A 13,415-nucleotide genomic window follows, 5' to 3' on the forward strand; every position below is an offset into this window, starting at 1 on the left:
GGCCCCCGTCCACGATACGACTGCGAGCACAGCGTCATGAGCAACACCCCCCAACACGTATCGTCCAGCGCGACCGACGAAGTCTTCACGCTGGAAAAACGCGACGACGGCATCGTCATTCTTCGATTCGCGGTACCCGGCGCACGCCAGAACACCATCACGGCCGATTTTGCCGATTCCTTCGATCGTGCGTTGGACGCCATCGAGCACGACACGGAAGTGATCGGCGTGGTGCTCATCTCGGACACGCCAGGGTCGTTCCTGGCCGGGGCGGATATCGGTCTGTTCGATCAGGTCGAAAGCGCGGCCGAAGTGGAAGGCTTGTCGAAACGCGGCCAGGCCAGCTTCACCCGGTTGTCGAAACTGCATGTGCCGGTGGTGGCCGCGATCGAGGGCAGTTGTCTGGGCGGCGGTCTGGAGCTGGCGCTGGCCTGCGATGTGCGTATCGCGGCCGAAAGCCGCGCGACGACGCTTGGCCTGCCGGAAGTGATGCTCGGCCTGCTGCCGGCAGGCGGCGGCACCCAGCGTCTGCCCCGGCTGGTAGGGATCGCGACCGCGCTCGATCTCATGCTTACCGGGCGCAAGCTGCGGGCCATGCAGGCCAAGAAAATCGGCCTGGTCGATTCCGTGGTCGCCCCGGAAGCACTGCTTCTGGAGGCGATACGACAGGCTCGTATGGCCGGCAAGCGTTCGTCGACCGCGCGAGCCTCGCTGCTTCAGCGTGCCCGTGACCGGGTCAGCGGTGGCCTCGGCGGGTTGACGAATGCCGCCCTGGAAGACAACCCGGCCGGCCGGCGTGTGTTGTTCGACCAGGCCCGCAAGACGCTGCGTGCGAAGACGCACGGCCATTATCCCGCGCCCGAGCGCATCATCGACGTGGTCGCGACCGGCTATGCCCAGGGCATAAAGGCCGGCTATGCGGCCGAGGCGCGCGCCTTGGGTGAGCTGGCCTTGGGGGCGGTGTCCAAGGCGTTGCGCCATGTCTATCACGCCACCGAGTCGCTCAAGAAAGCCAGCTTCGTGGCCCGCAACGTCAAGCCGCGTGCGGTGGGCCACGCGGGCGTGCTGGGCGCGGGACTGATGGGCGCCGGGATTGCCACGGTCACCGTGGACAAGGCCGGTCTGCCGGTCCGGCTCAAGGACGTGAGCGACGACGGACTGGCCCGTGGCATGCAGCAGGTCCGCTCCTTCTACGACAAGCGGGTGGCGAAGAAGGCGATGACGCAGGCCGCGGCCGATCGCTGCCTGTATCAGGTCACGGCCACGACCGACTACAGCGGGATCGGGGCCGCGGATATCGTCATCGAAGCCGTGTTCGAGGATCTCGCACTCAAGCAGAGCATGCTCGCGGATGTGGAAGCCGCGGCGGATGCACGGGGTAACCCGGACTGCATCTTCGCGACCAATACCTCGTCGCTGCCGATCGCCGATATTGCTGCCCATGCCAAACGGCCCGAGAACGTGATCGGCCTGCATTATTTCTCGCCAGTCGAGAAGATGCCGCTGCTCGAGATCATCGCTACCGACAAGACGTCGAAGAAGACGATTGCCACCGCGGTCGCCTTCGGCAAGGCCCAGGGCAAGACGGTGATCGTGGTACGCGATGGGCCGGGTTTCTATACCACGCGCACGCTATCGCCGTATCTCAACGAGGCGGCCCGGTTGCTGGCCGAGGGCGCAAGCGTTCGTGCCATCGACGAAGCGCTGGTCGACTACGGTTTTCCGGTCGGCCCGCTGACCCTGCTGGACGAAGTGGGCGTGGATGTCGGTGTCAAGGTGGGCCCCATTCTGGAAGCGGCTTTCGGCGAGCGCATGGCTGCCCCCGATGCCTCGGCCAAGATGATCGATGCGGGCTATCTCGGGCGTAAATCCGGCAAGGGTTTTTACGACTACACGGCGAAAAAGAAGCAGGGCGGCAAGCGTCCGGTCAATGCCGAGCTGGCTACGCTGCTGGCGGACGATGAAAACGGCGGGCCTGCCCCAGGCGCGGCCGAGATCGTGGAACGCTGCACGCTGCTGTTCGTCAACGAAGCCGCGCACTGTCTGTCCGAGCGCATTATCGACGACCCCATGCAGGGCGATATCGGCGCGATCTTCGGCCTTGGTTTTCTGCCGTTCACCGGCGGCCCGTTTCGCTATGTCGATACGGTGGGCGTGCGTCGAATCGTCGATCGCCTGCAAGCGCTTGCCGAGCGCCACGGCCCGCGTTTTCGGCCGGCGCCCATCCTCAAGACCATGGCCCAGGCCACGTCCGATTCCCATCAAAGATTTTATCCGTAAGCACCGCTGTGCGCGTTGCCTCAATTTGTGAAATCAGCGCAGACACGCTTTACCCAACGACGCCACCAAGGCTCGGGAGCCCCAAAAATGTTTGAAAAACTCATGCACTGGATGCAGGCCAACAACGTGTTGCCGCGTATTTCCGATACCGAGCGCCAGGCGCTGGAAGCCGGCGATGTATGGATCGACGGCGAATTTTTCTCCGGGCATCCAGACTTCAAACGCATGCTGGACTCTCGCTATGGCCAGCTCAGCGCCGAAGAACAGGCGTTCATGGATGGCCCGGTCAACGAGCTGCTCTCGCGGGCCGACTGCAACGAGATTGCCCTGAGCCGGCGCGTGCCCGACGACATTATCGACTTTATGGCCGTGCAGGGCTTTTTCGGACTGATCATTCCCAAGGCCTACGGGGGCAAGGGCTTTTCGACGCTGGCGCGCTCGGCGGTCATGGCCAAGGTCACGCCGCACTCGGCGATTCTGTCGACCTATGTCGTGATTCCCAACACGCTGGGCGCAGCGGAACTGCTCGTCGAATACGGCACGGATGATCAGAAAGACCACTATCTGCCGCGGCTCGCGCGCGGCGAGTATCTGCCGTGTTTCGGGCTGACCGAACCCACGGCCGGCTCGGATGCGGCTTCGATTACGGCCGACGCCGAGGCGTTTCGCGACGACAACGGCGACGTATCGCTGCGGCTGAACTTCGCCAAGCGCTATATCACCCTCGGCCCGGTCGCCAATATCATATCGCTGGCCTGTCGGCTGCGCGACCCGGACAACCTGCTGGGCAAGGGCGAAGCACCGGGCATAACCGTGGTGCTCATTCATGCCGGCACGCCGGGTCTGAAGCAGGGCGATCGCCACGAGCCGATCGGCGAGGCGTTCCCCAACGGACCGCTGATCGGCGAGAACGTCGTGGTCAACGCCGACAATATTCTCGGCGGAAGAGATCAGGCTGGCGGCGGCTGGCGCATGCTCATGGAAAGCCTCGCAGGCGGGCGCATGGTGTCGTTGCCGGCATCGGCGGTCGGCGGCATGCGGACCGTGGCGGCCGCCACCGGCGCCTATTCGATGGTGCGCCAACAGTTCGGCCTGGCGATCGGCCGTATGGAAGGCGTGGCCACGCCCATCGGGCGGCTCAACGCGTTGGCCTATATGACCGAGGGCGCGCGCGTGCTGGGCTGTAGCGCGGTCGACGACGGCATCAATCCGCCGGTGGTCTCGGGCGTGCTCAAGGCCTACACCACCGAGCTGGCGCGCCAGTGCGCAACCGATGCGATGGATGTGTTTTCCGGCGCCGGCGTGATGCAGGGGCCGAACAACATCATCGGCCGCGGCTATTGCAGCGCGCCGGTGGCGATTACGGTCGAAGGCGCCAATATCATGACCCGTACGCTCATGGTGTTCGGCCAGGGCGCGATCCGTTGCCACCCGCATGCACTCGATGTCGTGCACGCGGTCGAAAACGACGATTCGGCCGCCTTCGCGAAAGGCATGCGCGGCTGGATCGGCCACTTCTTCGCCAATATGGGCCGCACGCTCGGCCACGGCCTCACGCGCGGCCTGTTCGTACGCGTGCCGGACGTCGACAAGGCGACCCGTCGCTACTACAAGAAACTCGGCTGGGCGGCCTCGCGCTTTGCCCTGTTTACCGATCTGGCGCTGTTCTTCGTGGGCGGCAAGCTCAAGATGCGCGGCAATCTCACCGGCCGCTATGCCGATGCCTTGGCATGGATGCTGATGGGCTTTTCCACGCTCAAGCGCTACGAGGCCGAAGGCCGCCAGCCGGAAGATCGTGTGCTCGTCGACTATGCACTGCGGCTGAGCCTGGCCAGGGTCCAGGACGCGTTTGAAGGCATTTATGAAAACTTCGAGGGGCCGCTCGGCACGGTGCTGCGTTGGGTGGCATTGCCACTGCTGCGGGTGAACCGGCTGGCACGGTTGCCCGACGATCGGTTGGCGGTGGCCTGTGCCGGCGTGTCTCAACGGCTGGATGCACAGAGCGAGCGCCTCAACGCCGATATTTTCATGCCCGAAAACAGCCAATCCGGCGTCGGGCGTCTGTTCGACGCCTTTCATCGGGTCAGCGAGGCCGCGCCACTGGTCGAGCGCATCAAGGCTGCACAGAAAGAAAACCGTCTGCCGGCAGGCGACCCCGACAGTCTGGCCGATGCCGCGCGTGACGTGGGTGTTCTCGACGGCGAAGAGGCCGCGCTCGTTACCGCGGCACGCCAGGCACGGCTGGCCGCCATCGACGTCGATGTGTTCACCGACGCACAGTTCTTCGACCGCGCCCAGCAGTCGACGGCCGATGATCGACGGCAGGCCGCTTGAGCCCATAGCCGCGGCTGGCAACGATGGCACGCTTAGCAGCCGCATCGAGCGGATTCGAGCCGAAGCACATAGGCGCGACGTGTCTTGGCGGCGATTCGGCCCGATGCGATCCTGGATGACTCGGACATGCAACAAGGCAACGCAGGCGCACGGATGAAAGACGACACGAAGGCTCGCCCCGCGAATACGCTGCTGGCCGGCGTTCGCGTACTCGATCTGACCCGCCTGTTGCCCGGTCCGCATGCCACCCAGCTGCTGGCCCAGCTCGGCGCCGAAGTGATCAAGATCGAAGAGCCGGGCGGCGGCGACTATGCGCGCACGCTGTCGCCCGCGTTGTTCGAGCAGGTCAACCGCGGCAAGGCATCGGTGACGCTGGATCTGCGTAAGGCAGACGGTGTGGCGGCGTTCAAGCGCCTGGTCGCCGACGCCGACGTGGTCATCGAATCCTTTCGTCCCGGCGTGATGGAGCGGCTTGGCTGCGGCTATGAAACGCTCAAGGCGAACAATCCGGCGCTGGTCTATGCCGCGCTCACCGGCTACGGCCAGAACGGGCCGCTGGCGGCGGCGGCCGGGCATGATCTGAACTATCTGTCGCTGTCGGGCGTGCTCGATCAGATCGGCCATGCCGGCGGACCGCCCGCGATTTCCAATGTGCAGATTGCGGATCTGGCCGGGGGCGCGCTCACCTGCGCGGTCGGGGTGTTGTCCGCCGTGATTGGTGCGCGCGCCAGCGGGCAGGGGGCCTTCGTGGATGCGGCCATGCTCGACGGTTCGCTGGCCTTGCAATCGGTCGCCATGGCCACGCGCAACCAGTTCGGCCAGACCCAGCCACGCGGGGCCGATACGCTCACCGGCGCGCTGCCCAATTATCGGGTCTATAAATGTCGGGACGGCCGCTATCTCGCGGTGGGCGCGCTGGAGCCCAAATTCTTTGCGCGGCTGCTCGACCGGCTTAACCCGGTCGGGGACAGGCAGGCACGCAGGTCCGACTCGAAACCGGATAGCTCGGCCAAGCCGAAAAACAAGCGCGCCCCGCGTATGGCCGGCTGGGCTGATCGCATCAACGCGGCCCTGGCCGATCCGCGCCGGGCGCGCCATCTCAGCAAGCCGGTGCACTGGGGCCTGGCCGCGCTGTTTCGTACCCGCACACGCGATGCCTGGCTCGAATTGCTCGCCGGCGCCGATGCCTGTACCACGCCGGTGCTTACGCTCGAAGAAGCGCTGGCCCACCCACAGGTGCAGGCACGCGACATGCAGCAGGGCGATGCGTTGGGATGCCCGTTGCGTTTCGACGGCACGGCCCGGGATGCGCTTGCACCGAGTCCTGCGCTCGGCGCGGACAACGAGCGGCTGCTCTAGGTTTGGGTTGGCTGGACACAGTGGCTAAACTGCCGGCCAGCACTTATTCAACAAGGATCGCTCATGTCGCTTACTGATTCGACGATGATGCCGCTGGGCAAGAAGGCCCCTGATTTCTCACTGCCGGATACCGTCTCCGGGCAGACGGTTTCGTTCGAGGACGTCGCCGGCGAGAAAGGCACGGTGGTGATGTTCATCTGCAATCACTGCCCCTACGTGCTGCATATCATCGACGAGATCGTGGCCGTGGCCAACCACTACCAGCCGCAGGGCATCGGCTTTGTGGCGATTTCGTCCAACGATATCGCCGAGCGTCCCGAGGACGGCCCGGAACAGATGCAGGTGTTTGCCGAAAGCCGCGAGTTCGCCTTTCCCTATCTCTATGACGAAAGCCAGGCCGTGGCCAAGGCCTACGACGCGGTCTGTACGCCGGACTTCTTCGTCTTCGATGGCGACGGCAAATGCGCCTATCGTGGCCAGTTCGACGAGTCGCGGCCGAAGAACGGCGTGGCGGTCACGGGCGCAGAACTGCGTGCGTCGCTCGATGCGCTGCTCGAAGGCGACATGATCCCCGAAGACGTCCAGGTGCCCAGCCAGGGCTGCAGCATCAAGTGGAAGGCCGCCTGATCCTCTGAAAGGAACGGCCATCCGTGAACGGGTCTTGTCGCGGGTGAGGCCTGGTCGCAGGCGAAAACGCCGGTACGCTTGATGCGACCGGCGTTTTTTTATCGGCTTACGACAGGCGTCGATGCATGCGCCTGCTCGACGCGGGCCGGCGTTTGAGTCTCCGGCGGTTTCAGCCGGGCATCAGCCGATTCATCACCCGCCAGTAGTTGACCGGCATGAGTCGGGAGATCGCCGAGATAATCTGGGCATCGATCCCGATCAGGCAACGGCCCTTGCCCTTGGCCAAATCATCGAGAATCTTGCGCGCGGCCTGGTCAGGGGTCGTACGGGCGAGCTTGTTGACGAAGTCGCCGGCGGCCTTTTCCTGATCATCGCTGCCGTCGGGCCCCACATAAAAACGCGCCGAATGCGCGATGCCGGTTTTTATGCCGCCCGGATGAACGCACATCACGTGCAGGCCGCTGTCGGCGGTTTCGTGGCGCAATGCCTCGGTAAAACCGCGAACCGCGAACTTGGTGGCGTTGTATGTGCCTTGCGTGGGCAGGCTGATCAGACCGAACACGCTGGAGACGTTGACCAGCGCGCTGCCCCGGTTTTTCTTTAGCGCCGGCAGAAAAGCCTTGGTGCCATGGACCACGCCCCAGAAATTGATGCCCATGATCCATTCGAAGTCTTCGTAAGTGGCGTCTTCGATCGTCTGGGAGTGGGCGACGCCGGCGTTGTTGACGACGAGATCCACCTGACCATATTCGGCGATCACCTCGTCGCGAAAGGCCTCGACCGCGGCGCGATCGGATACATCCACCGAGGCGGTCAGCACTGCGGCGTTGGCACATTTGCTGCGCGTTTGCTCCAACCCGCTCATGTCGACGTCGCACAGCGCCAGCCGGGCGCCGCGCTGCGCGCAGGTGGTGGCCAGACTGCGACCGATGCCGGAGCCGGCGCCGGTGATCACCACGACCTTGTTATTCAAATCCTTCATGCCTGTTCCTTGTCTTGAGCCGTCGGCGGTGGCCGTTATGCCTTTGTGCGCGCGTCGTGCCGGTATGGCGCTCACGATGGGCATGCGCCACCGGAGAACTGACAACGGTCGATGTCAAATTACGTTTGACAACAAATAATGTCAATATGAAGCAATGAGCAATGCATCTTCATCGTCGCCTGCCGACGGCAACGGACGTGCCTACGGGGGCCGCAGTCTCGACGAGCGTCGCAGCCGGCGACGTGCGCAATTCATCGATGCCGGTATCGCCGTTTACGGTCGTGACGGGTTTCGCGGGGCCACGGTCAAGTCGCTCTGCCGTGCGGCCGGGCTCACGGAGCGGTATTTCTACGAGTCGTTCGCCAACAGCGAAGCGCTTTTCGCCGAGGTTTATCGCACGCTTGTGCAGCGCCTGGAAGAGAACGTCGTTGCGGCCATCGATAATGCGCCCAGCGATGCCGAGGCGACCGCGCGGGCCGGCCTGCGGGTGTTTTTCGAAACGATGTATCACCAGCCCGGCACGGCGCGAATTCTGCTGATCGAGATTTTCGGTATCAGCGGCGAGATCGACCGCCTGTATCGGGAAACCACGCAGAACTTCACGCGTACGCTACAAGCCCTGGTCAGCAATATCTTCGTCCTCGGCGAAGACAGCGGCACCGATGCCGGCGTGCTGTCGACAGGCCTCGTGGGCTCGACCATTCATATCGCCATGTACTGGACGCTCAATCGCTATAGCGAACCGTTGGACGTGATCGTGGAATCGAGTCTGGCGTTGTATGTCGCCATGGCGCGTCAGGCCGATCAGGGTAGCGCCAGGCCCTAATCGCTTCGCCGCCGCGGACCGCGGCGCTTGTTGCGTTCGCGCAGGCGCTTCATCAAGCCATCACTCATCGATCTCGTGGCGGACTGGTAGTAAGCAAAAAAAACGGCGCGGTTATGACCGCGCCGTTGTGTCTCGATACCGGTATTGCGACCGGTCGTGAAATCAGTGGTGGGTGGCGTAGGCCGCCTCGGCGTCATCCACCAGCCCGTCCAGTTCGGCGAGCAGATGCGCGTTGTTCTGCTGCCAGGGGTGGAAGCTGTACTGGAAATAGCTCAGCCATTCCGGAACCATCCGGCGAATGAAGCCCTGCTTGCCCAGGGTGAAGTTGAGCATCTTCAGGTGGCCGCGCCAGCCTTCCTTGCGACACTTCTCGTCGGCCTGGGTCATCTGCCAGTAGAAGCTGAGCAGCACCGGCCAGAACAGGGCGGTGGCCAGGGTCATGGCGAAGGTACGTTCTGCCCAGTTGCGCGGGCCGCGGCCGATGCATTTTTCGTAGACGTCGTAGGCCACGGCCTTGTGCTCGACTTCCTCAAGCGCGTGCCAGCGCCACATGCGTTCGAAATCTTCCTGCGATCCGGACATCATCTCCGGATAGCGCAGCAGCATGTCGCCCATCAGCGCGGTGTAGTGCTCCAGCGCGATGGTCGCCGCCAGCGGCAGCGATTTCGGGCTGCGCTGCTTGATCCAGTCGAGCAGGTTCCAGGTGAACTGGTCGAGCTTATGGGCCGGCAGGCCGGCCTGCTCCATGAGCTCGTTGTATTCGATGTGCTCGCGCGAGTGCATGGCTTCCTGGCCGATGAACGCGGTCGCGGCCTTCTTCAGGTCGGGATCGGGAATCTGGTCGCGATAGCTGCGAACGGCGTCGATGAACATCCGCTCACCGGCCGGGAACAGCAGGCTCATTGCGTTCATGAACTGGGTGACGTTCGGGCCATGCTTGTGCCAATCGCAGATACGATCGGCCGGCGGCAGAAAGTGCAGGTCGCGCCGCTCGGGCATGACCGCGACATTCTCGCTGTGCGGGAATTCGCGCTGTGCGGCACTCGCGGGATTGTTTACGGCATCGGATGCGTTCTTGCTCATGGTGCCCTCCTTGGATCGGGGTCGCTAAGCCGTTTGAAACGGCGTGTTGTTGGTAAACCGGCCAGGCCTGAACGAACTAGGCGGCGTGGCTGGCATAGGCGGCTTCGGCGTCGTCGACAAGCTGGTCGATTTCGGCCAGCAGGCGCGCGTTGTTCTGTTGCCAGGGGTGAAAGCTGTATTTGAAATAGGCCAGATACTCGGGCAGCAGCTTGCGCAGATAGCCGGGCCGGCCGAGCATGAAGTTCGCCAGCTTCAGGTGGCCGCGCCAGCCGGCCTTCACGCAGGCCGGGTCGGCCGCGGCCAGCCGCCGGTAGAACAGCATCACGTGCGGCCAGAATGTGGCGGTGGTGGTCAGCATGATAGCGCTGCGCATGGCATAGGCCTTCGGGCCGCGGCCGACGCATTTTTCATAGACGTCGTAGGCCACCGCTTTGTGCTCGACTTCCTCGAGCGCATGCCAGCGCCACATGCGTTCGTAGTCCGGCTGCGAGCCGGCCATCTGTTCGGGGTAGCGCAGCAGGGTATCGCCCATGAGCGCAGTAAAATGCTCGAGCGCGATAGTCATCAGCAGCGGCGTGACCTTCGCGCTGTTGTTCTTCACGTACTCGGTATGCGCCCAGACCTGTGCATCCAGCTCGCTGGCCGGCAGCCCGGCAGCGTCCATGAGCCGGTTGTATTCGATATGCTCGCGCGAGTGCATGGCTTCCTGGCCAATGAATGCGGTCGCGGCCTTGCGCAGATCGGGGTCCGGAATCTCGTCGCGATAGGCACGCACGGCATCGATGAACATACGTTCGCCCGCCGGAAAGAACAGGCTCAGCGCGTTCATGAACTGGGTCACGTTCGGACCGGCCTGATGCCAGTCGCAGATCCGATCGCCCGGGGGGAGAAAATGCAGGTCGCGCCGCTCCGGCATGACCGGGCCGCTATAGCCGGTAAATTCCTGCTGCAGATCGATAGTAGTCTGGCTCATGAGAACCTCCTCAAGCGCGGGCGCGCGCTGCTTCGGTGGGCGAGTGGCTATTGCCGCGACCGGCCGTCGGCAGCGAGGCGTGGTTGGACTCGACAAATGCGCGGCAGTGCGCGGCAATCGTTTCGGCTTCGCTCTGAATGGCCCAATGCGCTGCATCGATGGTTTTGACGGTGAGCGCGTCAACCCAGCGTTCGAGCCCGGCCACGAATCCGGGGCCGACAAAGGGGTCGCGCTCGGGCACGATCACCTGGACCGGCATCTGGGCATGTCGAGCTCGCGGAGCGCGCAGCCGGGCAACAACGTTGGCCCGATACAGTGCGATGCCACGGGCGCCGTCGTTCGCCTGGCTGGGGTTGCGTGGCAGCTGCGAGTCTTCCATGCGTTCGACGATGGAATGCCAGCGACGCCCCAGACCCGCACGCCAGAGCAGCGAGGGCAGGCCAGGCAGATGAAACGCGAACACGTACCAGGATTTGCCGAGCTGCTTGAACAGGCCGGCGCGATCGCGCTGCCACTGCTGGCGCAGCCAGTGCCCGACGTGGTCCAGGCAGGGCCCGGAAATTGAAGTGAAGCTGGCGATACGCGCGGCCAATGCGGGATCGGTTGCCGCATCCCAGCTCTGGATTGAGCCCCAGTCGTGGCCGATAACGTGAACGGGCGCGTTCGGGCTGGCCCATTCGATCACGGCTGCGAGATCGGCAGACAGGTGGTCGAGCCTGTAGGCACGGGTCGCTGCCGGCGCGCTCGAGGCCCCGGCGCCGCGCACGTCGTAGCGGATACAGCGGTAATCCCCGGCGAGGTGAGCAACGACGCGGTCCCAGACGGCGTGGTTGTCGGGGTAGCCGTGCACAAACACGAGTACGGGCGCATCCGCTGGGCCTGCGACATGGCAGGCCAGATCCACGCCGTCACCCCGAACCCAGACGGGTTCGTCGGCATTGTTGGCGCTGCTGTCATGATGCGGCATTGGCCACGTCCGATGTAATAGTTACATCAAACGGTGTCACAAAGGCAGGGTGAAAGCAACTACGCCCGCACAACAGCCAGAACCGACAAGCGCAAGCACCCCTCGGCGGGGCCGCGCTGTTTCAAATCGATCAGGAAATGCTTTGCAGGTCAGCCTGGGGCGCCGGCACGCGGCCGTGGGCGCGCCAGTAAAACGCCGGGCTTATCGCGCGTCGTGCAGGTGTTCCATGAGCAGGGCGAGGCGATCGCCCAGGTGGCGATCGGCGGCCTTGCCCATGGCGCGGGCGACCTCCGGCAACACGGCCATTTCCACGAGCGGGCGGAAGCGCCAGACGATATCGGCGAGTTCCGGCATGTCTTCCTTGGGCGGCAGCTGGCCTTCGCCGTAGCGATCGAATACGTGGATGGCGACCAGGCGCACCATTTCGTCGGCGGCCTGTTCGACGTTGCGGCGCAGGTAGGCCACTACGTCCAGCATTTCTTCCAGCGGAATGCCGACGGCTACGAGTTCGGCGCCGGCATGCAGCATCCGCGGGCTGGGCACGCGATAACGCATGCCCTCGGGGCGGATCACGTCCAGATCGATCGCCTTTTTCAGCGCCGAGCGCGAGAACTGGCCGCCGAACTTCTTGAGCAGCTGCGGCATGGTGACGTAGTCGGGGACTTCGTCGGTCCACGGACTGGCCACGGCCGTCTCCAGCCCCAGCAGGCTGCCGATATCGTTACCGCGTTCCCAGCTGCCGATCAGCTCACCGATATTGGCCAGCGTATAGCCGCGTTCCAGCAAACGGTTGATGATACGAAGACGCGACAGGTGCGCATCGTTGTAGATGCCCTTGCGCCCGCGCCGCTCCGGCGGCGGCAGCAGGCCTCGATCCTGATAGGCGCGGATGTTGCGCACGGTGCTGCCAGTCTCGCGCGCGAGTGCGTCGATCGAGAATTCCGGCGGCACCTGGTCGCTCGCCTCGCCGTCGTCGGTGGTCTTGGAGGCACTTGTCATGACGAAAGGATAGCCCGGCAGGCGATTGCCGTCATCCGCGGCGTGCTGTAGCGCGCTCGCGTCGGGCTAGGCACAGCGCGCGGTGCGTGCTGCACGATAGGCCGCGATTTCCTCGATGGTCAGAATCGGCAGGCCATGGGCTTCGGCATAGCGCTGGATATCGTCATTGCCGGCCATGGTGCCGTCGTCGTTCATCAGTTCGCAGAGCACCGAAGCCGGGCGCAGGCCGGCCAGGATCGCCAGATCCAGCGAGCCTTCGGTATGGCCGCGGCGTTCCAGCACGCCACCGGCGCGCGCGCGCAGCGGAAACACATGGCCGGGGCTGACAATACGGCGCGGCCCGTCGATCGACTCGAGCGCGGCGGTGATCGTGCGTACGCGATCGATCGCGGAAACGCCGGTGGTCACGCCTTCCGCGGCTTCGATTGATACCGTAAAGCCGGTGCCATGCCGTGCCTGGTTGTCGCGCACCATCGGCTCGAGTTCGAGCGCATCGGCGCTGGCCTGATCCAGGCACAGACAGACAATGCCGCTGCCGTTGCGGATCATGCGGACCATGGTTTCGGTCTTGAGGTTGTCGGCGGCGGCGACGATATCGGCTTCGTTTTCACGATCGGCGTCGTCGAGCAGCAGCACCGGGTCGCCGGCACGAAACGCGGCGATAGCGGCGGCCAGGCGCGGGTGGTTGTGGAAGTCGTGTTGGGGCATGAAACGTCCTCTTTGCTGAGTCAACGTTTCAGGGCGACAGGCGCGATAGGCGTGCCCCTGCGCGGTGGCCGCCGTGCGTCTTCTTTCATCCGGACTGTGACCGTCGGCTCTGGCATCGCACCAGATCTGCTGACCCTCGACCATCGGTCGAGGCGCTCGCGGGCTCGTCGCTAACGACATACCGCCGGTGGGGAATTTCGCCCCGCCCTGAAGACGGCCGCAAGTATAGCCGATCGCGCCGTTGTCCGACAGATCGGTTGGGCGCCGGGTCGCATGC

Annotated in this window: 11 protein-coding genes and 1 riboswitch; of the genes, 5 read left to right on the top strand and 6 right to left on the bottom strand. The window is 64.3% G+C overall.

All coding sequences use genetic code 11. The annotated features are described in order from the left end of the window. Positions 1-36 precede the first annotated feature (36 nt). From fadJ to C84B14_RS05130, 4 genes are all read left to right on the top strand, one after another. The gene (gene fadJ, locus C84B14_RS05115; protein WP_353222347.1) at positions 37-2,280 is read left to right on the top strand and encodes a fatty acid oxidation complex subunit alpha FadJ; all 2,244 of its coding nucleotides are present in this window, start codon (positions 37-39) and stop codon (positions 2,278-2,280) included. 87 nt (positions 2,281-2,367) lie between these two features. Continuing rightward, positions 2,368-4,614, top strand: a complete 2,247-nt coding sequence (locus tag C84B14_RS05120) for an acyl-CoA dehydrogenase (RefSeq protein ID WP_353222349.1) — start codon at positions 2,368-2,370, stop codon at positions 4,612-4,614. A 153-nt stretch (positions 4,615-4,767) separates the two neighbouring features. Then, positions 4,768-5,973, top strand: coding sequence for a CaiB/BaiF CoA transferase family protein (locus C84B14_RS05125; protein ID WP_353222351.1), 1,206 nt, complete (start codon positions 4,768-4,770; stop codon positions 5,971-5,973). A gap of 63 nt (positions 5,974-6,036) precedes the next feature. Further along, positions 6,037-6,600: a thioredoxin family protein gene (locus tag C84B14_RS05130; RefSeq protein WP_353222353.1), complete on the top strand. Its 564-nt coding sequence runs from the start codon at positions 6,037-6,039 to the stop codon at positions 6,598-6,600. Between the two features lie 169 nt (positions 6,601-6,769). On the opposite strand, the gene C84B14_RS05135 is transcribed toward C84B14_RS05130, so the two are convergent. Continuing rightward, on the bottom strand, positions 6,770-7,582 hold the full coding sequence (locus C84B14_RS05135) for an SDR family NAD(P)-dependent oxidoreductase (RefSeq protein WP_353222355.1): 813 nt from the start codon (positions 7,580-7,582) through the stop codon (positions 6,770-6,772). Between the two features lie 154 nt (positions 7,583-7,736). Between C84B14_RS05135 and C84B14_RS05140 the strand changes: the two genes are divergently transcribed. Then, entirely contained in the window at positions 7,737-8,408 is a 672-nt protein-coding gene (locus C84B14_RS05140) for a TetR/AcrR family transcriptional regulator (RefSeq protein WP_353222357.1), read from the top strand. Positions 8,409-8,570: 162 nt separating this feature from the next. On the opposite strand, the gene C84B14_RS05145 is transcribed toward C84B14_RS05140, so the two are convergent. The 5 genes from C84B14_RS05145 to ribB all read right to left on the bottom strand — a co-directional run bounded on the left by C84B14_RS05145 (position 8,571) and on the right by ribB (position 13,138). After that, positions 8,571-9,491, bottom strand: a complete 921-nt coding sequence (locus tag C84B14_RS05145; RefSeq protein ID WP_353222359.1) for a metal-dependent hydrolase — start codon at positions 9,489-9,491, stop codon at positions 8,571-8,573. A gap of 76 nt (positions 9,492-9,567) precedes the next feature. Further along, positions 9,568-10,464, bottom strand: a complete 897-nt coding sequence (locus C84B14_RS05150) for a metal-dependent hydrolase (protein WP_353222360.1) — start codon at positions 10,462-10,464, stop codon at positions 9,568-9,570. A 10-nt stretch (positions 10,465-10,474) separates the two neighbouring features. After that, the gene (locus C84B14_RS05155; protein ID WP_353222362.1) at positions 10,475-11,431 is read right to left on the bottom strand and encodes an alpha/beta fold hydrolase; all 957 of its coding nucleotides are present in this window, start codon (positions 11,429-11,431) and stop codon (positions 10,475-10,477) included. Positions 11,432-11,632: 201 nt separating this feature from the next. Beyond that, the gene (locus tag C84B14_RS05160) at positions 11,633-12,430 is read right to left on the bottom strand and encodes a MerR family transcriptional regulator (RefSeq protein WP_353222364.1); all 798 of its coding nucleotides are present in this window, start codon (positions 12,428-12,430) and stop codon (positions 11,633-11,635) included. A 66-nt stretch (positions 12,431-12,496) separates the two neighbouring features. Beyond that, positions 12,497-13,138 carry a 3,4-dihydroxy-2-butanone-4-phosphate synthase gene (gene ribB, locus C84B14_RS05165; RefSeq protein ID WP_353222366.1) on the bottom strand — a complete coding sequence of 214 codons (642 nt, stop codon included), beginning with the start codon at positions 13,136-13,138 and terminating at the stop codon, positions 12,497-12,499. Positions 13,139-13,211: 73 nt separating this feature from the next. Then, positions 13,212-13,357: riboswitch (FMN riboswitch) on the bottom strand. Positions 13,358-13,415: the final 58 nt, after the last annotated feature.

This window comes from Salinisphaera sp. C84B14, assembly GCF_040361435.1.
Taxonomy (GTDB): domain Bacteria; phylum Pseudomonadota; class Gammaproteobacteria; order Nevskiales; family Salinisphaeraceae; genus Salinisphaera.